General features: G+C 69.3%; 24 protein-coding genes, 1 tRNA gene and 1 pseudogene. 9 read left to right on the top strand and 17 right to left on the bottom strand.

Features of this window, described 5'->3' with window-relative positions:
- Positions 1-72: 72 nt before the first annotated feature.
- The gene (locus ACTWPP_RS06990) at positions 73-633 is read right to left on the bottom strand and encodes a TetR/AcrR family transcriptional regulator (RefSeq protein WP_443103245.1); all 561 of its coding nucleotides are present in this window, start codon (positions 631-633) and stop codon (positions 73-75) included.
- Between the two features lie 35 nt (positions 634-668).
- Here ACTWPP_RS06990 and ACTWPP_RS06985 point away from each other — a divergent pair, with 35 nt between their 5' ends.
- Positions 669-1,571: an SDR family oxidoreductase gene (locus tag ACTWPP_RS06985; protein WP_443103244.1), complete on the top strand. Its 903-nt coding sequence runs from the start codon at positions 669-671 to the stop codon at positions 1,569-1,571.
- Between the two features lie 111 nt (positions 1,572-1,682).
- Here ACTWPP_RS06985 and ACTWPP_RS06980 read toward each other — a convergent pair whose 3' ends face one another.
- Positions 1,683-2,399: an HAD family hydrolase gene (locus ACTWPP_RS06980; protein WP_443103243.1), complete on the bottom strand. Its 717-nt coding sequence runs from the start codon at positions 2,397-2,399 to the stop codon at positions 1,683-1,685.
- Between the two features lie 23 nt (positions 2,400-2,422).
- Positions 2,423-2,542: a DLW-39 family protein gene (locus tag ACTWPP_RS06975; RefSeq protein WP_358453362.1), complete on the bottom strand. Its 120-nt coding sequence runs from the start codon at positions 2,540-2,542 to the stop codon at positions 2,423-2,425.
- 229 nt (positions 2,543-2,771) lie between these two features.
- Here ACTWPP_RS06975 and ACTWPP_RS06970 point away from each other — a divergent pair, with 229 nt between their 5' ends.
- Together ACTWPP_RS06970 and ACTWPP_RS06965 are read left to right on the top strand one after the other, a co-directional pair.
- Complete coding sequence (locus tag ACTWPP_RS06970; RefSeq protein ID WP_443103242.1) at positions 2,772-2,981, top strand: hypothetical protein; 210 nt, start codon at positions 2,772-2,774, stop codon at positions 2,979-2,981.
- A 17-nt stretch (positions 2,982-2,998) separates the two neighbouring features.
- Positions 2,999-3,790 carry an SDR family NAD(P)-dependent oxidoreductase gene (locus ACTWPP_RS06965; protein WP_443103241.1) on the top strand — a complete coding sequence of 264 codons (792 nt, stop codon included), beginning with the start codon at positions 2,999-3,001 and terminating at the stop codon, positions 3,788-3,790.
- A gap of 126 nt (positions 3,791-3,916) precedes the next feature.
- Here ACTWPP_RS06965 and ACTWPP_RS06960 read toward each other — a convergent pair whose 3' ends face one another.
- The 3 genes from ACTWPP_RS06960 to ACTWPP_RS06950 all read right to left on the bottom strand — a co-directional run bounded on the left by ACTWPP_RS06960 (position 3,917) and on the right by ACTWPP_RS06950 (position 6,297).
- On the bottom strand, positions 3,917-4,834 hold the full coding sequence (locus tag ACTWPP_RS06960) for a DMT family transporter (RefSeq protein WP_443103240.1): 918 nt from the start codon (positions 4,832-4,834) through the stop codon (positions 3,917-3,919).
- A gap of 355 nt (positions 4,835-5,189) precedes the next feature.
- Positions 5,190-6,107 (bottom strand): AraC family transcriptional regulator, encoded by a 918-nt coding sequence (locus tag ACTWPP_RS06955; protein WP_443103239.1) that lies wholly within the window; start codon positions 6,105-6,107, stop codon positions 5,190-5,192.
- On the bottom strand, positions 6,064-6,297 hold the full coding sequence (locus ACTWPP_RS06950; RefSeq protein ID WP_443103238.1) for a hypothetical protein: 234 nt from the start codon (positions 6,295-6,297) through the stop codon (positions 6,064-6,066). The genes ACTWPP_RS06955 and ACTWPP_RS06950 overlap by 44 nt, the downstream gene beginning before the upstream one ends.
- A 1,303-nt stretch (positions 6,298-7,600) precedes the next feature.
- On the opposite strand from ACTWPP_RS06950, the gene ACTWPP_RS06945 reads away from it, so the two are divergent.
- Positions 7,601-8,491 (top strand): dioxygenase family protein, encoded by an 891-nt coding sequence (locus ACTWPP_RS06945; RefSeq protein ID WP_443103237.1) that lies wholly within the window; start codon positions 7,601-7,603, stop codon positions 8,489-8,491.
- Between the two features lie 308 nt (positions 8,492-8,799).
- On the opposite strand, the gene ACTWPP_RS06940 is transcribed toward ACTWPP_RS06945, so the two are convergent.
- The 10 genes and pseudogenes from ACTWPP_RS06940 to dnaA form a co-directional block, all read right to left on the bottom strand.
- Positions 8,800-9,078, bottom strand: coding sequence for a hypothetical protein (locus ACTWPP_RS06940; protein WP_443103236.1), 279 nt, complete (start codon positions 9,076-9,078; stop codon positions 8,800-8,802).
- Positions 9,079-9,476: 398 nt separating this feature from the next.
- Positions 9,477-9,550: transfer RNA gene (locus ACTWPP_RS06935), tRNA-Ile, on the bottom strand.
- Positions 9,551-9,617: 67 nt separating this feature from the next.
- A pseudogene (locus tag ACTWPP_RS06930) lies at positions 9,618-9,989 on the bottom strand (DUF3566 domain-containing protein); the annotation flags it as partial.
- Between the two features lie 816 nt (positions 9,990-10,805).
- The gene (gyrA, locus tag ACTWPP_RS06925; protein ID WP_443103235.1) at positions 10,806-13,310 is read right to left on the bottom strand and encodes a DNA gyrase subunit A; all 2,505 of its coding nucleotides are present in this window, start codon (positions 13,308-13,310) and stop codon (positions 10,806-10,808) included.
- An 87-nt stretch (positions 13,311-13,397) separates the two neighbouring features.
- Positions 13,398-15,314, bottom strand: a complete 1,917-nt coding sequence (gene gyrB, locus ACTWPP_RS06920; RefSeq protein ID WP_443103426.1) for a DNA topoisomerase (ATP-hydrolyzing) subunit B — start codon at positions 15,312-15,314, stop codon at positions 13,398-13,400.
- Between the two features lie 477 nt (positions 15,315-15,791).
- On the bottom strand, positions 15,792-16,328 hold the full coding sequence (locus ACTWPP_RS06915; RefSeq protein ID WP_443103234.1) for a DUF721 domain-containing protein: 537 nt from the start codon (positions 16,326-16,328) through the stop codon (positions 15,792-15,794).
- A gap of 267 nt (positions 16,329-16,595) precedes the next feature.
- Positions 16,596-17,720, bottom strand: a complete 1,125-nt coding sequence (gene recF, locus ACTWPP_RS06910) for a DNA replication/repair protein RecF (RefSeq protein ID WP_443103233.1) — start codon at positions 17,718-17,720, stop codon at positions 16,596-16,598.
- 161 nt (positions 17,721-17,881) lie between these two features.
- A complete protein-coding gene (gnd, locus tag ACTWPP_RS06905; protein ID WP_443103232.1) occupies positions 17,882-18,802 on the bottom strand; it encodes a phosphogluconate dehydrogenase (NAD(+)-dependent, decarboxylating) in 921 nt (306 codons plus the stop codon).
- Between the two features lie 224 nt (positions 18,803-19,026).
- Positions 19,027-20,169, bottom strand: a complete 1,143-nt coding sequence (dnaN, locus tag ACTWPP_RS06900) for a DNA polymerase III subunit beta (protein ID WP_443103231.1) — start codon at positions 20,167-20,169, stop codon at positions 19,027-19,029.
- Positions 20,170-20,822: 653 nt separating this feature from the next.
- A complete protein-coding gene (gene dnaA / locus ACTWPP_RS06895) occupies positions 20,823-23,009 on the bottom strand; it encodes a chromosomal replication initiator protein DnaA (RefSeq protein ID WP_443103230.1) in 2,187 nt (728 codons plus the stop codon).
- 698 nt (positions 23,010-23,707) lie between these two features.
- Between dnaA and rpmH the strand changes: the two genes are divergently transcribed.
- From rpmH to ACTWPP_RS06870, 5 genes are read left to right on the top strand one after another with little or no spacing between them, the layout of a single operon-like run.
- Positions 23,708-23,845 (top strand): 50S ribosomal protein L34, encoded by a 138-nt coding sequence (gene rpmH / locus ACTWPP_RS06890; RefSeq protein ID WP_358453316.1) that lies wholly within the window; start codon positions 23,708-23,710, stop codon positions 23,843-23,845.
- Between the two features lie 13 nt (positions 23,846-23,858).
- Complete coding sequence (gene rnpA / locus ACTWPP_RS06885; protein WP_443103229.1) at positions 23,859-24,227, top strand: ribonuclease P protein component; 369 nt, start codon at positions 23,859-23,861, stop codon at positions 24,225-24,227.
- The gene (gene yidD / locus ACTWPP_RS06880; RefSeq protein WP_443103228.1) at positions 24,224-24,631 is read left to right on the top strand and encodes a membrane protein insertion efficiency factor YidD; all 408 of its coding nucleotides are present in this window, start codon (positions 24,224-24,226) and stop codon (positions 24,629-24,631) included. Before rnpA ends, yidD begins: the two co-directional genes overlap by 4 nt.
- Positions 24,624-25,688 carry a membrane protein insertase YidC gene (yidC, locus tag ACTWPP_RS06875; protein WP_443103227.1) on the top strand — a complete coding sequence of 355 codons (1,065 nt, stop codon included), beginning with the start codon at positions 24,624-24,626 and terminating at the stop codon, positions 25,686-25,688. Before yidD ends, yidC begins: the two co-directional genes overlap by 8 nt.
- A gap of 37 nt (positions 25,689-25,725) precedes the next feature.
- Positions 25,726-26,211 (top strand): Jag family protein, encoded by a 486-nt coding sequence (locus ACTWPP_RS06870; RefSeq protein WP_443103226.1) that lies wholly within the window; start codon positions 25,726-25,728, stop codon positions 26,209-26,211.
- Between the two features lie 211 nt (positions 26,212-26,422).
- Here the strand turns inward: ACTWPP_RS06870 and ACTWPP_RS06865 are convergent, their stop codons facing one another.
- Positions 26,423-26,890: a DUF6458 family protein gene (locus tag ACTWPP_RS06865; protein ID WP_443103225.1), complete on the bottom strand. Its 468-nt coding sequence runs from the start codon at positions 26,888-26,890 to the stop codon at positions 26,423-26,425.
- Positions 26,891-26,958 lie beyond the last annotated feature (68 nt).

The raw sequence follows: 26,958 nt of genomic DNA, 5'->3' as shown, positions 1-26,958 counted from the left end.
CTGATCACCGCCCGCGCACCGGTCGAGCAAGTCCGCCCTGACTCGTCAGCGGAGTTGTGATCAACACCTGCCTCATCGTGCGCTGATCGCACCGCGAAGGGACCATCGGATCAGGTCATCGACCCCGTGTCGTGCGACGAGCCCGTCACCGACAGCGTGGAGACCGGTGTAGACGATGCTCCACACCATGCGTTCGATCCACTGGGCGGGGACGGTGGCGTCGAGTTCGCCGTCCTGTTGCCCTCGCTCGATCTCCGCAATGAGGATCTCATCGACTGCGCCCGCAATCGAAGCGTCCGCATTAGAGAGGCTGCCCCCGGTCGTGGCGAACAGGAACAACACGCGGTCACCAACGTGAACCATGGCGGTGACGATCCGGTCGATCACCTGCAACACCGAGCCGGTGCCGGGAGCAGCCTCCACGATCGCCGTGTGCAGTGCATCCCAGGAATCGCTGACGAGCGCCGACTGGAGGCGCTTGCGGTCGGGGAAGTAGCGATGGATGGTCGCTCTGCCCACCCCCGCCGCCGCGGCGATACGGCCGAGGTCCACGGCGGGGTCCTGGGCCCACTCCCTGGCCGCCGCGTCGAGGATGGCGCGGTACGTGCGCTGCCTCTGCGGTGACAAGTCCATTGCCAGATCATATAGCGCAGTACCATCATGAGACTATGATGTCTCATTCTGATAGGACTCTGCCTCTCACTGTGGTGACCGGCGCGACCGGCATGCTCGGCCGGCACATCGTGGATGGGCTGCTGAGCGCCGGTCGACCAGTTCGCGCCGTGTCCCGGCGTCCCCAGCGAGCCGGTCTACCTCCTGGCGTGGACGTCGTTGCAGGCGATCTCCACGAGCCGTCAACGCTCGACACCGCCTTCACCGCCGCTACGGCTCTTGTGCTCATCTCAGTGCCCGACACCGCTGCCGAGGTCGTCGCGTGCGCGCAGGCGGCAGGCATCGAGCACATCGTGGTCGTGTCATCCGCCGCCGTCACCGCCGGCTACGACACCACCTACAACCTGCCCGTCGAGCGCGCGGTGCAGGCGTCCGGGCTCGACTGGTCGATCGTGCGGCCCGGCGAGTTCGCCACCAACTCCCTGCTCATCTGGGGGCCCTCCATCCGCTCCAGCCGACGCGTGATCGAGCCGTTCCCCGACCAGGCCGGCAACCCGATCCACGAGCGCGACATCGCCGACGTGATCATCGCCGACCTGCTTGAGCCCGACCGTCGTGGACGCATCGACACGATCATCGGTCCCGACACGCTCACCAAGCGCGAACAGGTCGCCGCCATCGCCGCTGCCATCGGAGACGACGTCACCCTCGACGAGGTGACTCCCGAACAAGCGCGCAGCTTCTACCGCCGGCAAGGCGGGTTCGCCGCCGACAACGCCGACTGGCTATTCGGCTTCTCAAGCTACGACGCTGTAGAAGGGGGCACCGACGAACCCCACGAAACGAACACCGATCTCCACGGCCCCTACCTCACCCTCACCGAGGTCCTCGGTCACCCTGCCCGCCCCTACGCGCAATGGGCCCGCGACCACGCCTGCGACTTCACCGGGCCCCATTAGCCGCTTTGACTCCGTCAGCGGTGACGCAGAACCGGGAGACCCGGCGTTCTCCCTCTGGCCGACGCAGACTGCTTCGGATCATCGTGAGCAGTTCGAGTTCGGGCGCGAACCCTACCCGTGGTCGGCGGTCACCGTGTCACCGACGGGGGCCGGGAGGACGAGGTCGGGGAGGGCGGCGACGCTGGGGAGGATGTGGGTGGCGCCGGCGGCGAGCAGGCGGTGTCGGTCGTGGGCGCCGGTGAGGACGCCGGCGACGATGGACGCGCCGGAGCGGCGGCCGGACAGCATGTCGGCGGCGGTGTCGCCGCAGACGGCGATGTTGCGGACGTCGTCCGCGCCGAGGCGCAGCGCCGCGGTGAGGACGAGGTCGGGCCACGGGCGGCCGCGGGGGACGTCTTCGGGGCAGAGCGTCAGGTCGACGCGGTCCCACCAGCCGAGGGTGTCGAGGATGCGGGCCTGTGTGCTGCGGCCGAAACCGGTGAGCAGGCAGACGCTGACGCCGGCGGTCCGGATGCGTTGGAGGGCCCGGTCGGCGCCGGGCACGGGCTTCAGGCCGTGCCGGTCGACGAGCTGGCCGTAGGAGCGCTCGAACGCGAGGTTCGCGGCCCGGGCGCGGGGCTCGTCGAAGAGCGAGCGGAAGATGTCGATCTTCGATCCGCCGCACGACTCGTGGAAGCGGGCCAGGGCACGCTCATGTGCCGCCGTGCCCGAGACGATCCCCAGGGCGGCGATCGCCTCGGCGAAGGCGGTGCGGACGGTGTCGCCGTCCGCGACAGTGGTCCCGGCGAGATCGAGGCAGGCGACGGTGATCGGGTCTGCTTCGTTCACGCCGGGGCCTTATCGCCGGCGTCTCAGCTGTCGGACGACGTGGCCTCGTTCCACAGGTCCAGCTCGGCGCGATCCTGCTGCAGCCGGCGCCAGACAGCAAAGCCACCGAGAGCGACAACGGCGAGAATGAGCAGCTTCTTCACGGTGGGACCCCTTCACCTCGACTATGAAGTCAAAACCCGGGATTCGTTCGCATCAGCGTCTGCTTCCCAGGCTCCTCGCAGCCTAGCAATCGTTCATGGGCGGTCCGCACCCCCTCGCCGTTATCGGACCCGCCGTCCAATCCCGATGCTGGTGCTGTCACGTCCGCGCCATCTCGCCGGGACGCCCGGACGCCCGCATAATCCGGAGGGACGACCTTCGGGAGAGCCGATGGCGGAAGACGACTTCAGGCGCTGGGAACGCGAGTTCGATTCGGGCGCGCCGGTGGAGAAGCCGTCCGGGGGCCGGGGAATGGTGCTGGCCGCGGGTGTGACCGCGACGGGGTGCGCCGCCATGATCGCGATGGGTGAGGTGCCGCTGGGCACCGCCGGGCTGGTGCTCTCGTCGATCATTCTGCTGCTGTGGCGCATCGGGATGTGATCCGCCATGATCTCGCCATGGAGCTGCGCGGAGCGAACGTCCTGGTGACCGGGGCGACCGGCGGGATCGGCCGGGCATTGGCGACGGCGCTGGCCGAACGCGGCGCGCAGGTCGTCCTGACGGGGCGGCGGGCGGACGTGCTGGAACCGCTGGCCGAGCGGCTCGGCGGCCGGTCCATCGTGGCCGACCTGGCGGATCGTGCGGCGGCCGAGCGGCTGCTGGACGAGGCGGGCCGGGTGGACGTGCTCGTGGCGAACGCGGCGCTGCCGGCGTCCGGGCTGCTGGACGAGTACTCGATCAGCGAGATCGACCGGGCGCTGGACGTCAACCTGCGTGCACCGATCGTGATGGCGAAGCTCGCGGGCGCGCGAATGGCCGATCGTGGCCGCGGGCATCTGGTGTTCGTCTCGTCACTGGCCGGGAAGACGGCGTCCGGGCACGCGTCGCTGTACAACGCGACGAAATTCGGCATGCGGGGGTTCGCGCTGGCGTTGCGGGAGGATCTGCGGCCGCACGGCGTCGGCGTGTCGACGGTGTTCCCGGGTTTCATCCGGGACGCGGGCATGTTCGCCGATGCCGGGGTCACGCTGCCCAAGGGGGTCGGGACGAAGTCGCCGCGGGACGTGGCGCGGGCGACCGTCCGGGCCATCGAGAGGAACACCGCGGAGATCGACGTTGCGCCGCTCGGGCTGCGGCTCGGGGCCAGGCTGGGCGGGGTGGCGCCCGTCCTTTCGGCGGCCGTGCAGCGGCGGGCGGGCGGGCACCGCGTCTCGCGCGGCCTCGCCGACGGCCAGCGCGGCAAACGCTAGCGGAGTATCCGGTCTGCGAGTTTGTGCTCCGGGCGGTCGCCGCTTGGTCAGCGGGGGCGTGGGCTCAGCACACCCATGGCGGGGGCGCAGGGCCCGCCGGGCCCGCCGGGCCCGCCCCATGAGTCTCTAAGCCCGGGCCTCTTCGGCATCGGCGGGATCGTCGCCGAGCTGAGCCGCCTGCGCGGGTGCGGATCCCCGGCGCGCGGTCGCGAGGACGGAACCGCCGAGGATCAGCGCGAACGACGCCATGATCGTCCCGCTGAGGGGTTCGCCGAGGAACAGGACGCCGGCGGCGACCGCGACGGCCGGGTTCACGTAGGTGAACACCATCCCCCTGGACGTGCCGACTTCCCGGATGAGCTCGAAGAACACGATGAACGCGAGCGCCGTACACACCAGGCCGAGACCGATGAGCGCGGCCAACACCTGCCCGCTCGGCATCGCCGCCGGCCAGGTGAGGACCGCCGGCCCGGTGTAGACGAGGGCGGCGATGGCCAGCGCGTACGCGGCCATGTGCAGGCTCGGGAGTTCCTGGAGGCGCCTGGTGGCGATCATCGGCGCGATCGAGTACCCGAGCGCGACCAGCATGACCTCGCCGACGGCCCACGCGCTGCCGCCGCCGAGGTGCGGCGCCGCCAGCACACCGACGCCGGCCAGCCCGACCAGCAACCCGGCCCAGCGCGCCGGGCCGAGCCGCTCGGCGTCGCCGGTGAGCCTGGCCAGCACGACCCCGATGATCGGGACGGCGGCGATCAGCAGTCCCGTCATGGAACTGGTCAGCCGGTTCTCGGCGTCCGACAGCAGCGCCCATGGGCCGAGGATCTCCACCGCCGTGAACGCCAGCAGCGGACGCCAGTGGCGGCGGACCACGTCGAACTGCCCCGCCCGGATCGCCAGCGGCAGCAACACGGCCGCGCCGAGCGCGGTCCGTGCGAACACCACCATCGGCACCGAGACGCCTTCGACCGCTACCTTGATCATCAGATAGGGGATGCCCCACAGCACCCCCATCAGCGCGAACAGCATCCAGCCACGGCGACTCAACCCCGACCTCCCGTTCCCCTCCACCCGACCGCACACGACGACCGGCCCGCGCCCGGCAACATGCGACGCCGGCGTACACGTCCGGCAGGACGTGACCGACCGGGCATACGACGTGCGGCACGCGGCCAACCGCACGCCGACCACCGGCCTGCGCCGCGCCACTGCGCGACCGGCCGTCACGACCAGCGGTGCAGTCGGCGGCGCGCGACCAGCGACATGCGCCCCCGCCAATGTCGCCCGGCAACACGCCACCACACCGTGACGGCTGACACGACGCGCGTAGCATGCGGCGACACGCGACCGACGACCTCGACGGCCCCCGCCGGACGATGACATGCGGCCAGGTTGGACGGGTTCAGGATGCGGCGCGGCGGGGTGCGCTGTCTTGAACGCTGTTGCGGTACGCGCCAGGTGTGACGCCCACGACACGCCGGAACCATCGTGTGAGGTGCGCCTGGTCGGCGAATCCGACGAGCGTCGCGGCCTCCGCGGGGCGGTGTCCCGCGTCCAGCAGGGCACGGGCCCGGGTCACCCGGTGTTGCGCAAGCCACGCATACGGCGGCATGCCCATGGCGTCACGGAAGGCGCGCAGCAGCTGGTAGCGGGAGAGCTCCAGGTCGGCGGCGACTTCCGCGAGGGTCGGCGGGGCGATCAGCTCGTCCGACAGGCGGGTCGCGACGACGCGTGCGATCCGCCCTGCGTCGGTCCGGCGGCGTCCCGCAACGGGGTTCGGGCCCGGCCCCGCGTGGCGCCGGACGAGCGTGCCGAGCACGCCGAGCAGGCGCGACTCGCCCTCCAGCGGGTCGTCGCCGAGCCGCAGGGCATGGTGGGCGAGGCGCAGTGCCTCGCCGAGCCGCCGATCGTCGATGATCGGTTCCCGGAAGTGCGGCCGCACCGGCGCCGGACCCGCGTCGGCCGTCGTCGCGGCGCCCAGCAGCTCGGCGTCCGGGTAGAAGCACAGGTAGGCGAAGCCTTCGGGACGGGCCGGACCGCCGGTGTGCGCCTCTCCCGGTTCGATCACCACGACGCTGCCGGCGCCGGAGTAGATCTTCTCGCCGCGGTAGCGCATCGTCTCCAAGCCGTCGACGGTGACCCCGATGGCGTATTCGTCGTGGATGTGCGGCGCATAGTGCCGGCGGCCGATCCGGGCCGTCAGCAGGTCGAGGGAGGTTCCCTGAATCCCGTTGACGCGTGTCCAGAGGGTCCGGTCGACCGTGATGACCCCGTGGTCAGGCAGAGAAGACGTGCCGGAGGCGCCAGCGATCCTCGTCACGGCCGAGCTCCGCGACGGCCACTCCCTCGGCGCCCGTGACGCGGACCCTGTAGACCCGGCCTTCCTGGGCGGACCCGTAGGTCTTCAGCACCTCGTCGACCGCGTAGCGCGATCCCCGCCACTCGTACGCGGTGAGCCGTCCCGCCGGGTCGTGCTCGGCGCGGATCGGCTCGTTCAGCAAGTGCCCCATTCCGCGAGCCTAGCACGCATTCGAACTGGTGTTCGCAGGCCAGGAGGGGTTCCCGGGCCTTGGGGGCGCCAGCCTCAGGCCATCGTACGCACCCGCGCCCCCACACCGCCGGGCGTGGCACGGCACTCGACTTCATGCCGACATTCAGCCGGAACGTGTGGCCCATGTACAGGCCAAACGACAAACATCACCTCCCTCATCCCGCTGCCGCGACGGCCATCGAGGCCGCGCAGCAGCCCTCGCCCGAGGACTGACCGCTCTACCGCCCTGCCCTCGCGCGGGGACTGACCGCTCTACCACCCTCGCCCGCAGTCCGTCTCCGCGCTACCGCCTTCGCGCGGAGACGTATCGCACTACCGCCCTTGCGGGGACGGACCGCGCTACCACCTCCCGCAAGGACGGACCGCGGTACCACCCCCCCGTGGGGACGGACCGCGCTTTCGCCCAGGAGATCCTCAACTTCCCGGACGGCAACGCCTGTCAACGCCGGCCCCCGCCAGAAGGCCTCTATCCACAGGCTGGGGACACCGTCTGCACACACCTCCCCACCCCTTCCGACAGGCGCTCCAGAAGATCGCGTCCACAGGGAGATCCCCAGAACAACGGGCCTTTCCACGGTTGGAGCGCCATCGTGGACGCCGGCATGCTCAGCATCCTCGCGACCGGGCGGCGATGCACGGAATCCACAACCTGTGGATAACCGGCGTGCACACCCTGGGTACGGCCACCGGTTCCCACGTCCACCATTCTTCCCCAGCCCGCCCCCAACCTCGGCGACCACTTGTCCACGTCGTGGAAAAGCCGCTGACCAGCAACGAAAGCACCCTGGGCGAGTCGTTGCCCACAGCCCGTTCACACCCTGTGGGCAATCCGCCTCCACAACCCGGCGTCACCGGTGGACAACGCCGCCCACCGTGGATCCCCAGCCATGTCCCCAAGCCGCCCACCCGCGAGTCGGCCAGCCGCGACGGGCTGGTCGGCCAATCCCGTCCGCGACCAGATGGGCGCCGAGCCCTCATCGCCGGCGACAGGCGCCCGCGTGCCGACGCCCCACGCGATCGTCCACTGTCCGGACGGTGTGGACGCGTCGTTCAGCCGTACGGAGCCCACGCCGGGAGAGGATGATGTGTGCATGATCGCAGCCGCCGGGGCTGCGCCGAACCGCAGTGCCCCGGTGCGATCTTCAAGGCGCGGGCCGGGGATCCATGCCCTCGATCCCACCGCCGGACGGGCCGCGGGACAGCACGGCCGGAGTCTTGGGGGTGGGGCAGGTCATACCTTAGAACAGAGTTATCCACAGCTTGTGGACGATGAGGGCGGAGGCAATCCCGTGGACTTCAACGAGCACACCGCCACCCAGGCCGTCCGGGAGAGTTTCGGCAAGACCCCCGACCCGCGCCTCCATGAGATCCTGACCGCCCTCACCCGCCACTTGCACGACTTCGTCCGCGAGACCAGGCCGTCCATCCAGGAGTGGGAGCAGGCGATTCAGTTCCTCACCGCCGTGGGCCAGAGCTGCACCGACACGCGACAGGAGTTCGTCCTGCTCTCCGACGTCTTGGGCGTATCGATGCTGGTGGAGACCCTTAACGAACGTGAAGGCGGGACAGAGAGCACCGTCTTGGGCCCGTTCCACATGGTCGAATCGCCCCCACGCGCGCTCGGCGACAGCATCGACCTGGTCGGCGAAGCGGAACCCTGCGTGGTCTCAGGACGCGTCCTGGACACCGATGGGACGCCACTGCCCAATGCCGAGGTCGACGTGTGGCAATGCGACGAGCGAGGGTTCTACGACGTCCAGCAGCCCGGCGGGCAGCCGTCCGGCAACGGCCGTGGGCTTTTCCACACCGACGCCGAAGGACGATTCCGGTTCCGCACCGTTGTCCCCAGCCATTACCCAATTCCCACGGACGGACCGGTCGGACGGTTCCTGGAGGCCACCGGACGCCATCCCTACCGCCCCGCGCACATCCACTTCATCGTCCAAGCGGACGGCCACACGCCGCTGACCACCCACGTTTTCGTGGCGGGAAGTCCCTATCTCGACTCCGACGCGGTCTTCGCGGTCAAACAGAGCCTCATCGTCGACTTCAACGAGTCCGGCGACGAGGAGGCGGCCGCGCAGCACGCCGTCCGAGCCCCCTTCCGGCATGCGGAGTTCGACCTGGTGCTGAGCAGAGAGCCGGTCCGATAACGACGTCCCTTCCTGTCGGGCTCCGCCGGCCGATCTGGAACTCGGCACACAACTCGGGCTCGCGTTCCACGACCCCACTATCCACAACCTGTGGAAAAGCACTCCCTATCTCGGGATAACCCGCCCTGACCTGCACAGCCGCTGGGCGACCACCGCACACCCGGCCTGCTCGAACGTCTACGGCCATACCGGCGAGCGTGGACCGCTGCAAGGGACCAGGTCGGCCGGAGTGGTGGGCGAACAAGCACACACGTCTCGGCTCCATCAAAGTGCGCGTCCTCGTTGTCAGCGACGCGCGCGAGTGGCGTTCAGGTCAGCAGTGGACTTATGACGCTGTAGAGACCGTCAGCCAGATCAGGCCGGTCAGAGAGCGCGTCCTCCAGCACTGCCCGCCAGTACCCCGCCTCTTTGTAGTAGGCGTCTTCCTGCTGAAGACGTAAGCGGGTTTCGACCAGCCGGGCTTCGAAATTCGGCCCAAGACAGCGCCCGACTTCGCCGCTTATCCACCAGCAGAGATCGCTACCAGCCGCCATCACCAGGACGCGCGCAGCATCGAACGCGACCCGTTCCGGGCTCACGGCGGTCATAGGTCAAAGCTATGTTCACGCGCTCGGCCTGTCGATCGTTACCGGACGCTGGCGAGGGTCGTCCCCAGGGCGGTGGCGCGGCCCTGTGGCTGGCGGTCGGGGTGGGGCCCGGTCACCGCCGAGGGGCGGCGGCGGACACGGCGGATGCGTCGCAATGCGCGGCACGGTGCGGCCGTCCGGTGACAGGTGCCCAAGCCGCACCCTCCGTGCGGCCTGGCGCGAGGCCGCCGCCCGGCGGCCTGCGCGGCGCCGCCCCCGGAGATTTACGCTCGGGTGACAGCGAGGGGTCGCCGGTCGGGGCTCGATAGTGCGGCCGGGGTGTTTGGCGGCAACTCGGAAGCTAGGCCGTTAGGCGTCAAAAGACCCCCGCCAATACCCTGCGGGGGTCTTTGAGAGGGTGGGCCTAGGAGGACTTGAACCTCCGGCCTCATCCTTATCAGGGATGCGCTCTAACCGACTGAGCTATAGGCCCGGGTTGTGCCGCTGGTCTGGCGGCGCAACGAGAGGTTACCCCATCTGGCGCGGCAACCGGAAATCGATTACTCGGCCTCCTTGAGGGTCACCTCGACGCCCCCGACGAGGTCGGCGGCGAGGTTGTAGATCACGGAGCCGACGGTGGACAGCGCGGTGATGAGCAGGACGTTGAGGGCGCCCACGAGGACGGTGTAGCCGAAGATGCGGAAGAAGGAGAACCAGTCGCCCGCGTCGACGCTCCCGGTGGTCTCGCCCTGCTCCCGGGTGAGGCTGTTGATCGTGTCGCTGATGGCGTCGAACACGCCGAGGCCGGCCAGGATCGCGTAGAGCACGATGACGGCGACGAGGAGGATGACGAAGCAGACGACGGACATGACGAAGCTGAACTTCATCACCGACCACGGTTCGAGCCGGGCCAGCTGGAGCTGGGCTTTGCGCGCCGGTTTGCCGCCGGTGGCGGGCTTGGACGAGGTGTTCTGGGGCGCCGCCGATGTGGACGGGCGGTTCTTGAGGACGGTGCTCGCGAAGCTCGGGCGGTTCGGCCGGCCGGAGTCGCCCTTGCCGGCGCTGGAGGTGTTGGCCGCGGCGGGCGACGGGCCGCCCGGATTGAACGGCTTGGCGGGCTGTTCCGTACGACCTGTGGAGACCGAACCGGACGGCTCGGCGGGCTTGGCCCAGCCCGTCGGGCCGGAAGCCGAACCCGAAGCCGAACCGGAACCCGAGCCAGAAGCTGAGCCGGAAGCCGAACCGGAGGAGGTCGGAGCGGTTTCCGTGGACGTGGGCGGCGGTTTGGTCGGGGCGGCGGCCTTCGGGACCGAGGGCTTCTCCGGCGACGGGCTCGCCGGCCTGGTGTCCTTGTCCTTGGGCGGTTCGGTGGTGTCCCTGACCGGGGCGATCTCCGGTGAGGACGAGCCGTCGCCCTTCGCCGGCTCGTCCTTGAGGGAGGCCATGTCGGTCCGGGTCTCCTCCGTGCCGGACGCCGCCGCGGCCGAGTCCGTGCCGGACTCGGGCGCGGCGGTGTCGGTGTCGGCGGAGTCGATTTCGACGGTCGTCTCGTCCCGGCTCGACTTGGCGGACGCGGCGGCCACGGTCTTGCCGGGCTTGCCGGTGGGCTTGGCGCCGGGCTTGGCCCCGGGTTTCTTGCCGGAGCCGCCCGCGCCGGCACCACCGGCGCCGGGCCCGCCCTTGCTCTTGCCGGGCTCGGTGCTCACGTGTCCTCCTGGCCTATCGGCTCGGTGCCGCGGTGGGGTCCGTCATTCACCGTCGCCCCCCTCGGCGTCGTCTGAGTCCTCCATGGACTCTACGTTCCTCGCGATGGCCACCACGCTGTCCCCGTCCGCGAGGTTCATCAGGCGGACGCCCATGGTCTGCCTGCCGGACTGCTTGATCTCCGCGGCGGTGGTGCGGATGACGCCGCCGTTGGACGTCATCGCGAACACCTCGTCGTCCGGACCCACCATGAGGGCCCCTACCAACATCCCCCGCGATTCAACGATCTTAGCGGTGAGGACCCCCTTACCCCCACGGCCTTGGAGCGGGTACTGGTCGACCGGGGTCCGCTTGGCGTAGCCGCCCCGGGTGGCGACCAGGACGTCATGGGAGGTGTCCTGCACCACGAGCATGTTGAGGACTTCCTGGCTCTCCTCGAAACGCATGCCGATGACGCCGGACGTCGCGCGTCCCATCGGCCGCAGCGACTCGTCGTCGGCGCGGAAGCGGATCGCCTGGGCGCCGGTGGAGACCATCAGCAGGTTGTCGTCGGACGAGACGAGCCGCGCGGCGATCACCTCGTCGTCCTCGATCAGGTTGATCGCGATGATGCCGCCGGTGCGGGGCGAGTCGAAGTCCTGCAGCGCGGTCTTCTTGACGCGGCCGTTCTTGGTACCGAGCACCAGGTAGGGGGCCACGTTGTAGTCGCGCAAGGTCATGACCTGGGCGATGTGCTCATCGGGCTGGAAGGCCAGCAGGTTCGCGACGTGCTGGCCGCGCGAGTCGCGGCCCGCGTCAGGCAGCTCGTAGGCCTTGGCGCGGTAGACGCGGCCCTTGTTGGTGAAGAACAGGATCCAGTTGTGCGTCGAGGTGACGAAGAACTGGTCGACGATGTCGTCCTGCTTGAGCTGCGCGCCGCGGACGCCCTTGCCGCCGCGCCGCTGCGCCCGGTACAGGTCGGTCTTGGTGCGCTTGGCGTAGCCGCCGCGGGTGATGGTGACGACGACGCCCTCTTCGGCGATGAGGTCCTCGTACGACACGTCCCCGTCGAACGGGATGATCTGGGTGCGCCGCTCGTCGCCGTACTTCTCGACGATCGGGGCGAGCTCGTCGGCGACGATCTGGCGCTGCCGCTCAGGCGAGGCCAGGATGTCGTTGTAGTCGGCGATCTCCGCCATGAGCTTGTCGTACTCGTCGGTGATCTGCTGGCGTTCCAGGGCGGCGAGCTTGCGCAGCTGCATGTCGAGGATGGCCTGCGCCTGGATCTCGTCGATCTCCAGGAGGCCCATCAGGCCCTGCTGCGCCTCCGACGCCGATGGCGAGCGGCGGATGAGCGCGATGACCTCGTCGATGCGGTCGAGGGCCTTCAGGAGGGCGCGCAGGATGTGGGCGCGTTCCTCGGCCTTGCGGAGCAGGAACCGGGTGCGGCGGACGATGACGTCCACCTGGTGGGTGACCCAGTGCCGGACGAACTGGTCGATGCGCAGGGTGCGCGGCACACCGTCGACGAGCGCGAGCATGTTCGCGCCGAACGTCTCCTGCAGCTGGGTGTGCTTGTACAGGTTGTTCAGGACGATCTTGGCGACGGCGTCGCGCTTGAGGACGATGACGAGGCGCTGCCCCGTCCGGCCGGACGTCTCGTCGCGGACGTCGGCGATGCCGTCGAGCTTGCCGTCCTTCACCCCGTCGGCGATCTTGAGCGCGAGGTTGTCCGGGTTGACCTGGTAGGGCAGCTCGGTGACGACGAGGCAGGTGCGGCCCTGGATCTCCTCGACCTCGATGACGGCCCGCATGGTGATGGAGCCGCGGCCGGTGCGGTAGGCGTCCTCGATGCCCTTGCGGCCGACGATCAGCCCGGCGGTCGGGAAGTCGGGGCCCTTGACCCGCTCGATCAGCGCCTCGAGCAGCTCTTCGTCGGAGGTGCCGTAGTTGTCCAGGTACCAGCGGATGCCGTCGGCGACCTCGCGGAGGTTGTGCGGCGGGATGTTGGTCGCCATCCCGACGGCGATGCCGGCGGACCCGTTGACGAGCAGGTTCGGGTACCGGGACGGGAGGACGTCCGGTTCCTGCGAACGGCCGTCGTAGTTGGGGGAGAAGTCGACGGTCTCCTTGTCGATGTCGCGCAGAAGCTCCATCGCAAGGGGCGCCATGCGGCACTCGGTGTACCGCATGGCCGCGGCGGGGTCGTTGCCGCGCGAGCCGAAGTTCCCGTTGCCGTCGACCAGCGGGTACCGCATCGCCCACGGCTGGGCGAGCCGGACGAGTGCGTCGTAGATGGCGGAGTCGCCGTGCGGGTGGTAGTTCCCCATGACGTCGCCGACGACGCGGGCGCACTTGAAGTAGCCGCGGTCGGGTCGGTACCCGCCGTCGTACATCGCGTAGAGGACGCGGCGGTGGACGGGTTTGAGGCCGTCACGCACCTCGGGCAGCGCGCGCGCGACGATGACCGACATCGCGTAGTCGAGATAGCTCTTCTGCATCTCGACTTGGATGTCGACCGGTTCTATCCGTTCGCCCGGGTAGCCGCTCTCTGTGGTCACGTCCGTCACTCTCAAGACCTTTTCTGCTCGGTGGGATGCACGTACGGTCGCCTCTGGGAGTCAGGCCGCTGGGAGCGCGGCCGCGAGGCCCGTACCTCAGATGTCGAGGAAGCGCACGTCCTTGGCGTTGCGCTGGATGAACTCCCGGCGGGGCTCGACCTCCTCGCCCATGAGCACGCTGAACAGTTCGTCGGCCTGCGCGGCGTCGTCGAGCTGGACCTGGAGCAGAACCCGGTGGTCGGGGTCCATGGTGGTGTCCCACAGCTCGTTGGCGTTCATCTCGCCGAGGCCCTTGAAGCGCTGCACCAGGTCGCGGGGACGCGGGTCGCGCTTGCCGGAGGCCACCCCGGCCTCGATGATCGCGTCGCGCTCGGAGTCGGAGTAGGCGTAGTCGGCCTCCGTGCCCCGCGAGTCCCACTTGATCTTGTAGAGCGGGGGCTGGGACAGGTAGACGTGCCCGGCCTCGATCAGCGGCTTCATGAACCGGAACAGCAGCGTCAGCAGCAGCGTGTTGATGTGGTGGCCGTCGACGTCCGCGTCCGACATCAGGATGATCTTGTGGTAGCGGAGCCGCCCGATGTCGAACTCGTCGTGCACCCCGGTGCCGAGCGCGGTGATGATCGCCTGCACCTCGTTGTTCTTCAGGATCCTGTCGATCCTGGCCTTCTCCACGTTGAGGATCTTGCCGCGGATCGGCAGGATCGCCTGGAAGTGCGGGTTGCGGCCGCCCTTGGCGGAGCCTCCCGCCGAGTCGCCCTCGACGATGTACAGCTCCGACTTGGCCGGGTCGGTGGACTGGCAGTCCGACAGCTTGCCGGGCAGCGACGTCGACTCCAGCAGGCTCTTGCGGCGGGTCAGGTCGCGCGCCTGCCGCGCCGCCACCCGGGCCCGCGCCGCCTGCGAGGCCTTGTTGATGATCTCCTTGGCCTCGCCGGGGTTCTCCTCGAACCAGTCGCGCAGGTGCTCGTTGCAGGCCTTCTGGACGAACGACTTGGCCTCGGTGTTGCCGAGCTTGGTCTTGGTCTGCCCCTCGAACTGCGGGTCCGCCAGCTTGATCGAGATGATCGCGGTGAGGCCCTCGCGGACGTCCTCGCCGGTGAGGTTGTCGTCCTTGTCGCGCAGCAGGCCCTTGTCGCGGGCGTACCGGTTGACGATCGTGGTGAGCGCCGCCCGGAACCCCTCTTCGTGGGTGCCGCCCTCCGCCGTGTTGATCGTGTTGGCGAAGGTGTGCACGGACTCGGCGTACGACGAGTTCCACTGCATGGCGATTTCCAGCGACATGCCCGTGGTGTCGTCGTCGAAGTAGACCACCGACTCGTGGACGGCGTCCTTGCGCGCGTTGATGTAACGCACGAAGTCCTCGATGCCGCCGTCGTAGTGGTACCGGACGATGTGCGGCTCGCCGTTGATGTATTCGGGACGGTCGTCCCGAAGGGTGATGGCCAGGCCGCGGTTGAGGAACGCCATCTCCTGCATGCGGCGGGAGAGGGTCTCGAAGTTCCATTCGAGGGTCTCGAAGATCTCGGGGTCCGGCCAGAACGTGATGAGGGTGCCGGTCTCGTCGGTCGGCTCGCCCTTGCGCAGCTCGGTCTCGGGGCCCTGCCACGTGTACGACTGGCGCCACACGAAGCCGCTGGTGCGGACCTCGGCCTCCATCCGTGTCGAAAGCGCGTTCACCACGGCGGAGCCGACGCCGTGGAGGCCGCCCGACACGGCATAGGACTTGCCGTCGAACTTGCCGCCCGCGTGCAGCGTGGTCAGCACCAGCTCGATGGCCGGACGCTTCTCCACGGGGTGCTCGCCCACGGGGATGCCGCGGCCGTTGTCGAGCACGCTCACGCCGCCGTCGGCCATCAGTGTCACCACGATGTCGTCGGCATAGCCGGCGAGGGCCTCGTCGACCGCGTTGTCCACGATCTCGTAGACGAGGTGGTGCAGGCCGCGCTCACCGGTCGAGCCGATGTACATGCCCGGGCGCTTGCGAACCGCCTCAAGCCCTTCAAGGACAGTGATCGAACTAGCGTCGTACGCCAAAGGAGATCCTCCTGCCGGGGATGTCTGCCGCTCCGCACCCGAGGGAGGCGCGGTGTGCCCCGTAACACACATGAGGGCGCCCGGTTGTGCTCTGTTCACCTTGGTCAGAGGCCCGGGCACCCTTTGGCGGCGCAGCATCCTGAACCGATTTCATTCTACCGGGTGACACGGCCAAAAGTGGCACTCCCGAGCGCTGTGTGCGCGTGTGGCGGCCGGGCGGGCCTGGAGCTACACCCCCCTATAGGGCCAGGGGGCTTCTCTGGCCTACGTGGCGCTGGCTGCTGAACTCGGCACTTGGCCCGCCGAACAGTTGTTCCCACCCGGCTCCGGCCCGGCGGCTGGGCACCAACGGCCGATCGATGCGACACCTGGTGCGGCACGCGGCGCGGCGCACGGTGCGGATCTTGGGGCGGATCTTGGGGCGGATCTTGGGGCGGCACGCGGCGCGGCGCACGGTCAACGGACGCGCCAGGCGCCGGTGCGGCGCGGGCCGGACGAGGGGCCCACCACCTTCACCCGACGAACGGTGCCGTGGCCGAGTTCCTCGTTCAGCCGCCGCACGAGCGTGGACGACAGCAGGCGAAGCTGCGTCGCCCACGTCGTCGAGTCGGCGGCGACGGTCAGTTCGCCTTCCTCGAAGCGCTCCGGCCGGGTGTGCTCGGCCAGTTCCGCGCCGACGATGCCGGCCCAGTTGCCGAACACGCCGCCGACGGCCGCTCTCTGCTCCCATCCGCGAGACGCCATCAGCTCGTTGATCGCCGCGCCGAACAGCTTGGGATCTCCGCCCCGTCCGGGCTCCCGCACACGGACGACCCGTCCGCCGCTTCTGCGTTTGCCGTTCTGGCCGGGAAGCGTGCCGCGCTTCACGGCGTCCGCCTTCGCCTGGGCGAGCGCCTCGCGGGCCAGCTCGATCCCCGACTTGGCCGGCGGTTCGCTCGCCTCCTCCTCCGCGGGTTCGGGGGAGTTGTGCACATGCTGTGGATCGTCGTTCACGCGCTCGCCCCTTCCGGTCGTCGACCACTCTCGGCGGACGCCCTCCGGCCCTCGGCGAAACCGGCCCGACCACGCCCTCCGCTCCGCGGGCGGCGGATCACGTCCTCCGCCACGCCGATGCTTCGCGGCGGTCGCTCCGGGGATGACCACCCCGGCCTGCGGGTGCCTGCCTGGATGATCCCCGAGGATCACCCTGCCTGCGAGAGCCATGCCCGGCCGCCGTGCCGAGCGTGACCGCCGACGCCTTTCGCTCCCTCCGGGCACCGGTCAGTCCCGGACGACCTTGCCGTCGGAAACGGTATACGACCCCCCTGTCAATTCGGCCGGTACATCGGCGGGGACGGCCGCCGTGACGAGCACCTGCTCCGCGGGGACGACCATCCCGGCCAGCCGGCTGCGGCGGCCGGTGTCCAGCTCGGCGAACACGTCGTCCAGGATCAGTACCGGGTCGTCGCCGTCCGCCCGCAGCAGGTCGAACGCGGCGAGCCGCAGCCCGAGCGCGAACGACCACGACTCGCCGTGGCTGGCGTAGCCGCGCGCCGGCAGGTCCCCGAGCCGCAGGACGAGCTCGTCCCGATGCGGGCCGATGAGGCTCACTCCGCGTTCCAGTTCCTGCTTGCGCGCCTCCCCTACCGCCGCCAGCATCTGCTCGGCCAGTTGTCCACGGTCTGTGGACAACTCGACGTCCCCGAGGGAGCTCTTGTAGTACAGGTCGGCCGCGTCACCGCCCAGCGCGAGCGCCGCATAGGCACGGACGACGAGGGGACGGAGCGCATCGACCAGGTCCAGCCGGGCGGCCAGAAGCTCGGATCCGGTGCGCGCCAGGTGCGAATCCCACACATCCAGGGTCGCGAGGACCTCCTGGCCAGGGGAGCGCCTGTGCGCGGCCGCCGATTTCAACAGGGCGTTGCGCTGCTTGAGGACGCGGTCATAGTCGGACCGCACACCCGCGAAACGCGGAGCCCGCGCGGTCAGCAGCTCGTCCATGAACCGCCGCCGCTCCCCCGGATCGCCCTTCACAAGAGAAAGGTCCTCGGGGGCGAACAACACCGTCCGCAGCATCCCCAGGATCTCGCGCGGCCTGGGTACGGGGGACCGGTTGAGCCGCGCCCGGTTCGCCTTCCCCGGGTTGATCTCCAGCTCGATCAGCGCCTTGCGGTCGTCCTTCACCACCCCGGCGCGCACGATCGCGCGGGGGGCGCCGTGCCGGACGAGCGGCGCGTCCGTCGCCGCCCTGTGGCTGCCGTGCGTGGCGACGTATCCGATGGCCTCGACCAGGTTCGTCTTCCCCTGGCCGTTCGGGCCCACGAACGCGGTCACCCCCGGCTCCAGCCCGACCTCGGCGGCCGGATACGAGCGGAAGTCCTGCAAGGAAAGGTGGGCGACGTGCACGAGACACGAGCGTAGAGCCTCCAGCACCCACGCAGCGCACGCCCTCACGTCCACCACCTCCGCGGCTCCCGGCGGCCCTCGCGGCCGGCCCGCTCACAAGACTCGGGGAGGCGGACGCCGGCCGGGACCCGGAACCGGAATTGTGGATAACTCGCGGAGTCTCAGACCGCGGGCGGGTCGACGTCGGCGCCGGGGGAGTCGCCGTCGCCGGCGGCCTCGACCGCGTGGCCGCCGAACTGGTTGCGGAGGGCGGCGACGACCCTCATCGTGGGCGAGTCCTCCTGGCGGGAGGCGAACCGCGCGAACAGGGAGGCGCTGATGGCGGGCAGGGGGACGGCGTGCTCGACGGCGGCCTGGACCGTCCAGCGGCCCTCGCCGGAGTCGTTGGCGTAGCCGCGCAGGTCGTCGAGCTCCGGGTCGCCGGCCAGGGCCCTGTTCAGCAGTTCCAGCAGCCAGGAGCGGATGACCGTGCCCTCCTGCCAGCTCAGGAACGTCTCCGGAACCCGGGTCACGAGGTCGCTGGCCTCGATCAGCTCGTAGCCCTCGCCGAAGGCCTGCATCATCGCGTACTCGATGCCGTTGTGGACCATCTTCACGAAGTGGCCCGCGCCGACCTTGCCGGAGTGGACGAAGCCGTACTCGCCCGCCGGCTTGAGCGTCTCGAAGATCGGCATCAGGCGCTTCACGTTGTCGTCGTCGCCGCCGACCATGAGCGCGTAGCCGTTCTCCAGGCCCCACACGCCGCCGCTGACGCCGCAGTCCACGAACCCGATCCCCTTGGCGGCCAGCTCTTCGCCGTGTTTCTGATCGTCCACATAGTGTGAATTACCGCCGTCGACGACGACGTCGCCGGGCTGAAGAACCTCCCCCAGCCTGTGGATGGTGTCGGCGGTGGGCTTGCCGGCGGGCACCATCACCCACACGGCGCGCGGCGGGGCCAGCCGTTCGGCCAGCTCCTCGACCGAGCCGACGTCGGTGATGTCGGGATCGCGGTCATAGCCGACGATCGTGTGGCCGCCCCGGCGCAGCCGCTCGGCCATGTTGCCGCCCATCTTGCCCAGGCCGATGATCCCAAGCTCCATGCAAGCTCACTCTCCCCTGTGCGTAACTGCACGCGTGCGTGACCGCACGGCTGCGTGACCGTGCGCGCCGGTCTCCATGCGTGCGCGGCCGCGGGGGCGACCCCGGCGGGACGTCGTCCCCAGGTGCCCCGGGGCTGTGCATGCCCCAGGGCGAACCTTTCATCGCACGAGCCCGTGTATTCGCGAACGAAAGGCCCCTTGGCTCCTTACCCGGATGAACCGGATTACCCGGACAGCCGGACGGGCATGATCAGGTAACGGTAGTTCGGGTTCTCGCCGTCCTGCGGCGGCTTGCCGGTGAGGACGGCCGGCTTCGTCGGGGTCGTGAAGGAGAGCCGCGCCACATCCGAGCCGATCGCGGTGAGCCCGTCGAGGAGGAAGGCGGGGTTGAAGGCGATGTCGATGTCCTCGCCCTCCAGCGTCGCCTCCAGGGCCTCCACCGCCTGAGCCTCGTCCCCGGTCCCGGCCTCCAGGACGACCTCGCCCTGGCTGAATGAGAGCCGCACGGGGGTGTTGCGCTCGGCAACCAGCGACACGCGTTTGACGGCCTCGATGAACGGCGAGGTCTGGATCTCGGCGAGGCCCGCGTACTCGCTCGGCAGCAGCGACCTGTACTTGACGAAGTCGCCGTCCAGGAGACGCGACGTCGTCCGGCGGCCGCCGCCCTCAAAGCCGATCATGCCTTCGCCGGCGCTGCCCGTCGCGGCGAGTGCGATCGACACCTCCGCGCCCGCCGTCAGCGACTTGGCCGTGTCGGCGAGCGTCTTGGCGGGGACGAGCGCGACGGCGGAGAAGTCGGGACGTTCCGGCTTCCAGTGCAGTTCACGGACGGCCAGCCTGTAGCGGTCGGTGGACGCCAGAGTGACGGTCTCGCCCTCGATTTCCACACGGACGCCGGTCAGCATGGGGATCGTGTCGTCCTTGCCTGCGGCGATCGCGACCTGGGAGACAGCCGCGGCGAACTCGTCACTTCCCACGGACCCGGCGGCCGGCGGCATCTCCGGCAGGGTGGGGTAGTCCTCCACAGGCATGGTGAGAAGTGTGAATTTCGCGCTGCCGCAGCGGAGCATCACCTTCGCCCCGTCCGTGGTCACCTCCACAGGGTGTGGGGGAAGACTGCGCGAAATCTCGGCGAGGAGCCGCCCGGACACCAGGGCCGTCCCGGCCTCCTCCACGTCGATGTCCGTGGACACCTGGGCGGAGACCTCGTAGTCGAAGGCGGACAACTTCAGCCGGTCACTGTTCTCCTCGCCGCCGGCGACGATGTGCATTCCCGCGAGGACCGGTACCGGCGGCCGGACCGGGAGCGTGCGTGCGGTCCAGGCGACGGCGTCGGCGAGGGCGTCTCTGTCGATGCGGAACTTCAAGGGGACCCGCCTCCTGCAGGTGTCGGACAACGGTGACGTGATCCTGGCTCGGCCGGGGCGCTCGGGGCAGGTTCTCCCCAGGCCCTGACTTGAGATGGATCTTTTCTTGGATAGAGAAGAGGTGCAGTACTAGTCATAGGGGCGGTGGATAGTGTGGACAGACCTCGTTTTCCCAGGTGAGGCGCTGTTTCTCTGTCCACCGGTGCTGTGCATCGGGAGTGGACGGCGCGGCGGCGCCTGGGGACGGCGAAATCATCCCCACACGTCGTCCTCATGTCATCCCCCGGTTTTCCACGAGTTCTCCACGGGTATGCCGGTAGTTTCGAGTGCCTGTGTACACGGGACCCATGGTCACCGGAGTTCGCCCCCAGGTCCGTCCCCAGGTCGTCCACCGGTTTTCCCCAGGAGGCCGGGTGTCCGTGCACAGCGGGCCCACGTCCGTCCACTCTTCATCCTCAGCTTCTCCATGGGTTGCCCACCGGGTTATCCACGAAAATCCCCAGAGTTTTCCACAACTTGTGAGTAGCGGCTCCGGTTCTCGGGGGATGCGCGTCTTTTGCCGGTTTCGCGCGCCGGACGAGGTGTGGACGAGGCGATCGCGACCCGTCCACAGGCATCGCGCCGGTCTGTCCACAATGTGTACGCCCGCGCCGTCAGCGCTTGCGGGCCTGGTGCTTGATCCGCCCCGTCAGCTCCGTGACCTGGTTGTATATGGCACGGCGCTCGGCCATCAGCGACCGGATCTTGCGCTCGGCGTGCATCACCGTCGTGTGGTCGCGGCCCCCGAACTGCTGCCCGATCTTGGGGAGCGACAGCTCGGTCAGCTCCCGGCACAGGTACATCGCGATCTGCCGGGCGGTCACGAGCATCCGCGAACGCGACGGCCCGCACAGGTCCTCGATCGTCGTCCCGAAGTACTCCACCGTCTGCGCCATGATCATCGCGGCGGTGATCTCGGGACCGGAGTCGTTGGGGATGAGGTCCTTCAGGACGATCTCGGCGAGCTTCATGTCCACCGACTGCCGGTTCAGGCTCGCGAACGCCGTGACCCGGATCAGCGCGCCCTCCAACTCGCGGATGTTCGTCGCGATCTGCGAGGCGATGAACTCCAGCACGTCCGGCGGCGCGGCCAGGCCCTCCTGGCGCGCCTTCTTCTGCAGGATCGCGATCCGCGTCTCCAGCTCGGGCGGCTGGACGTCGGTCGTCAGCCCCCACTCGAACCGGTTGCGAAGCCGGTCCTCCAGGGTCACCAGCTCCTTCGGCGGACGGTCACTGGAGATCACGATCTGCTTGCTGGCGTTGTGGAGGGTGTTGAAGGTGTGGAAGAACTCCTCCTGCGTCTGCTCCTTGCCCTCAAGGAACTGGATGTCGTCGACGAGGAGGATGTCCACATCCCGGTAGCGGCGGCGGAACCCGTCGGCCTTTCCGTCACGGATCGAGTTGATGAAGTCGTTGGTGAATTCCTCTGAACTCACATAACGGACGCGCGCCCCGTTGAAGAGGCTCTGTGCGTAATGCCCGATCGCGTGGAGAAGGTGAGTCTTGCCGAGACCCGAGTCGCCGTAGACGAACAGCGGGTTGTACGCCTTGGCCGGCTGCTCGGCCACCGCGACCGCGGCGGCGTGCGCGAATCTGTTCGACGACCCGATGACGAACGTCTCGAACGTGTACTTGGGATTCAGGCGGGCGTGCTCGGACGCACCCGAACCCGATCCCGAACCCGAACTCGCGCCGGGGCCTCCCCCGGCGCCGCCGCCCGGTACCGGCACGGGTCCGCGCGAGTCGGAGCCCTCCTCATCCCGGAAGCCGCCCTCACCGCGGTAGGGCTCCTCACCCCTGTACTGCTCGCCACCGCCGTACTGCTCGTTGCCGTACTGTTCCGTCCCCTTGTACTGCTGCTCGCCGCCGGCGAACGACGGGTTTTCGGCTTGGAACGTGTCTTCCGCATGCCCGAGCGGTGCCTCGTTCCCACCGTGCTGGGATTCGTGCCCCATCTGCTCGGCACGGCCGCCGGAACGGCGTGGGCCGAGCGTGCGGTCGTTCAGATGCGAGTGCGGGGACCGTCCCGGCGGCTCTCCGCCGAAGCCTTCCTGGCCCCCGTAACCCGGCGGAAAGCCCTGCGGGCCGCGTCCTTCGTACGGGGACGGGCCCCGTCCACCCGGGCCCGCCCCATACGCGGGGGGACGAGGCGCTGGCGGATAAGACCCACGGTCGTCGTCCTGAGCCTGTGGATAACCTCCGGGTGACCCGTGGCTGTGGGTAACTCCCGGCTGCGGCCGGTAGCCCTGATCGCCGAACGGCTGCTCCGGGTACGGACGGTCGGACCGCTCGCCGTAGGACGGATCGCCGCCGTACTGCTGCTCGCCGTACGCCTGATCCTTGTAGGGACGATCCCGGTCGCGGTCGCGGTCGCGGTCGCGGTCCCGGTCGTCCTGCGGCCGTTCCCCGTAGGGATCGCCATAAGAAGAAGGTGTGTTCTCGTGCATCCCAAGCCCGGCCCCTGGGCCGGGAATCGGCGCGGACAGCGGCTCACCGGTTCCGGGACGCGAACCCCCTCCGGGCCCGGCGCCGCTCGCCGCGGGCGGTTCCGGCTGGACGGTCACCGCAACGCGGATCTCCCTGCCCAGCTCATGGGACAGGGCCTGCGTGATGAGGTTGCGCAGCCGGGTCTCCAGCGCGTCCTTGGCGAACTCGTTCGGTGCCGCGAGCAGAGCCGTCCCCTCGACCAGCGCCAGCGGACGGACCATCGGCAGCCAAGCGCGGTAACTCGGAGACAGATCACTCTCGGACAGCGCGGTGAGGGTGCGGGCCCAGACCGATCCGAGATCCTGACCGTCCATGCGCAAGGTCCCCTCCCCCTCCGTTCTACGGAGTACCTGACTGCCCGGCTTTCCCGCGAGTTGCGATCGGCCTCACAGGGCACGGTCGCGACGCGGAAGACTAACTCTCTCACGAGTTGTCCACAGAGTTGTCCACATGCTGTGCATAGGCATGGGGGACCCTGTGCAAAACCCGTACGGCGGGTTCCGGTGAACGAGGTCGGGAAGACTCCGGCCTTCGGACGGCCGGTGCGAGGGCTGTTCTCGAACGGGGGCTTGCGGGGGCAGAACACCGACATCAGATCGTCGAATTCGTCGAAGGAGCGTCGGCTCGCCCGGACGACCTTAACCCCTGTGAGCCACACCTGCAACACGCTCGGACCCCCGCCCCACCCGGCCTCCGCGTCCGCGACCGGAGGTGTCGACGGTGGTCGTGCCCGTTGAGGTGTGCCCGGTGAGGTGTGCCCGGTGAACCTGGTGAAATACGCCGGGAGAGCGCGGTGAGGCGTGCCGGGAGAGGCGTCGGCTCCGTTTGACCGGATACCCAGGTTGCCCGTAACGTGCTGAGGTCGAGTCGCATCGACGGAGATGACGCGTGCCCGCCGGAAGCCCCTCCAGGCAAGTTCGGGTGGGCCCCCGCTGCGGGGGACCGGACGCGGCCCTCGATGCGAGCTATCGAGCCTTTCGAAGACGAACCGACCGCAGCACTGGAGCCTCAAGTGAGCAAGCGTACTTTCCAGCCGAACAACCGTCGTCGCCACAAGAAGCACGGCTTCCGGCTGCGCATGCGCACTCGCGCCGGCCGCGCGATCCTGACCAACCGGCGCGGCAAGGGCCGCACCCGCATCGCGGTCTGACCCACCGCTCACTGTGCTGCCGTCCGGAAACCGGATGCGGCGGCGGGACGACTTCACGTTGGCCGTCCGGCGCGGTCGCCGCGCTGGACGGCCAACTGTCGTGGTTCACCTGCTTCAGCCGGACGAGGCCCCCGATGCGCCCGCACCGCCGCTGGTCGGGTTCATCGTGGCGCGCACCGTGGGGAACGCCGTCGTCCGCAACTCCGTGCGGCGCCGGCTCCGCCACCTGATGCGCCCGCACCTCGACCGGCTCGCAGCGGGTAGCCTGCTCGTAGTGCGCGCCAACCCCCGGGCGGGGACGGCGCGTCCTGACGAACTGGCCGCGGATCTGGAGTCGGCGCTCGACCGGCTGATGCGGCCCGCGTCCAAGGGGCGAAGATGAGGAGTCGGCAGGGGACGGTGCTCCCCTCGCAGCACCCGGGGTCCCCGGGCCCCGTCGCGACCCTGCTGATCTTTCTCGTCCGCGCCTACCGCCGCTTCTTGAGTCCCCTGCTCGGGCAGCAGTGCCGGTTCCAGCCCAGCTGCAGCGCGTACGGCCTGGAGTCGCTCCAGGTGCACGGGGCGCTGCGCGGCACGTGGCTGACGGCCCGCCGGATCGTGCGGTGCCATCCCTTCAACCCGGGGGGTTACGACCCGGTGCCGCCGAAGAAGGCGGCCAAGGGGCGTTTCTCCGGGGGATCCGGGGGGCCCGCCGCCCAGGAGCGATCCGCGGCGGCTTCTTCGAACTCCGGCCGCGAGGAGAGCGGTCCCGCCCTAGCAGAGCCCAAGGAGCTGCCCGGTGCTTGATTGGTTGTACGAGATCGTTTCTCAGCTCATCGTGTGGATTCACACGGGGCTGAGCACCGTCGTCCCCAAGGACAGTGGATGGGCCTGGGGTGGCTCGATCATCCTGCTGACGGTCCTGCTGCGAGTCGTCCTCGTCCCCCTGTTCGTGAAGCAGATCCACGCTTCGCGGAAGATGCAGGAGCTGAATCCCAAGGTCCAGGCGCTGCGCAAGAAGTACAAGAACGACAAGCAGCGCATGAACCAGGAGGTCATGAAGCTCTACCAGGAGAACGGCGCCAACCCGTTGTCGGGCTGCCTGCCGCTCCTGGTCCAGATGCCGATCTTCATCGGGCTGTTCCAGACCCTGCAGAAGATCTCCGACGCCGACCCCGGTGAGAGCGTCTTCGCGGTGTCGGCGGAACTGGTCGCCAGCGCCCAGAACGCCAGCATCTTCGGCGCCCACATCCCGGACACCTTCCTCAACGCGTGGGGTTCGGACCCCAAGAGCTGGACCGCCATCCTCATCACCGGCGTCGCCGTGGTGATCAGCTCGGTCACGACGTTCTTCACCGTCCGGGCGAGCATGAAGCGCCAGCCCGTCACCGACGAGGCCAACCCGATGATGCAGGCGCAGAAGATGATGGTCTTCATGGCGCCGCTGTTCGGCCTCTTCGGACTCGGCTTCCCCCTGGGCGTCCTCATGTACTGGGTCACATCCAACAGTTGGACGCTGGCGCAGCAGCACTACATCTTCAAGAAGTACCCGCCGCCCAGCACGGACGACACCGCGCCGGTCTCCACCACAAAGTCGGGCACGAAGGCCGGCGCGAAGTCGGGCGCCAAGCCGGGCACGAAGGCCGGCGTCAAGTCGGGCGCCAAGCCGGGTGCCAAGGCGGGGACCAAGTCGGGCGCCAAGGGAGCCGGTGCGAAGAACGGCCAGGCCCCGTCCGGCGGCAAGGCCAGGCTGAAGAAGGAGGAGGCGGACACCGTCCCCGAGGACGACGAGAAGCCGAAGGTCGTCCGCAACCAGCCGACCCGCAAGCCGCGCAGCAAGCGCAGCGGCACCCAGAAGCGCTAGTTTGAACCCCGAGCACGTGCCGGAGAAGGAGACCCCGTTGAGCCAGACCGACACAACCGAGGTCGACGTCCAGGCGCTCGAACAGGAAGGCGAGATCGCCGCCGACTACATCGAGGGCCTGCTGGACATCGGTGACTATGACGGCGACATCGACATGGACGTCGAGGGTGAGCGCGCGATCGTCGCGGTCGTCGGCGGCGCCTTGGACGAACTGGTCGGCAAACGCGGCGAGGTCCTGGAAGCGCTGCAGGAGCTGACCCGACTGGCCGTCCACCGGCAGACGGGCAACCGTACCCGCCTCATGCTCGACATCGGCGGCTACCGTGAGCGCCGCCGCGCCGAGCTGACCAAGCTCGGCACCGACGTCGCCGACGAGGTCAAGCAGGGCGGCGAGCCGAAACCGCTCGCCCCGATGACCCCGTTCGAACGCAAGATCGTTCACGATGCCGTCGCCGACGCGGGCCTGCGCAGCGAGTCCGAAGGCGAAGAACCCGACCGCTACGTGGTCGTCTACCCCGCCTGACGCCTCGGCCGTCCCGCCCGGACGACGCTGCCCCGACCCCGAACGGCCCCGGTGCCCACCCGCATCGGGGCCGTTCGCATGCGGACCGGACGGTGTGATGCCGGCCGATCCGCCCGGAGCGGGGAGGGCCCCGCGCCCTGCCCGGCGCGGGGCCCCGGAAGCTCGGTGTGCACCGCCGCCCAGGCACACCGAGCGGTATCGGAAGGCGGGGTCATCTCCTGACGGTCCGCCGCCACCGGCGGCGCTGCGGGACGGGCCGCCCCTCCGCGTCGATGACGGACGGGCTCTGCTGCTCCGCCGGATCCTGGGCGTGCGCGGGGTCCTGCTCGAACGCCGGGTCCTGCGCGATATGGCCGCGCGGCACGCCCTCGCCCGCCGGGTGTTCGATCACGCGTTCGACTCGTTCACCCGGACGCCCGCCGGGCGCGGGGTCCTCGATGACGTGCTCCTCGCGGACCACGGTCCCCGGCTCGTCCCCGTAGGCGGGATCTGCGCCGACGACACGTCCGGCGCGGCGCCGCGGACGCGTGTACTTGACGGTGAAACCCATGCTGAACAGCCCCACCAGCATCAGGATCCAGCCGACCAGCTCAATGTTGATGCCGCTGAGGTCGACCTGGAGGGCGAACGCGAGAATCGCGCCGATGGTGATGAATGCGAGACTGACTCCGATTCCCATCTGTCGGAGCTCCTTCCGGGGGGAGTCTGGGCGACACTGCGCCCCTACCCGGCGAACCCCGATTATGC

Origin of the sequence: Actinomadura sp. 3N407, from assembly GCF_052245875.1 — a bacterium.
Classification (GTDB): Bacteria; Actinomycetota; Actinomycetes; order Streptosporangiales; family Streptosporangiaceae; genus Spirillospora.
Note: the sequence above shows the minus strand (reverse complement) of the source record. Positions and strands in the feature narration are given on the sequence as shown.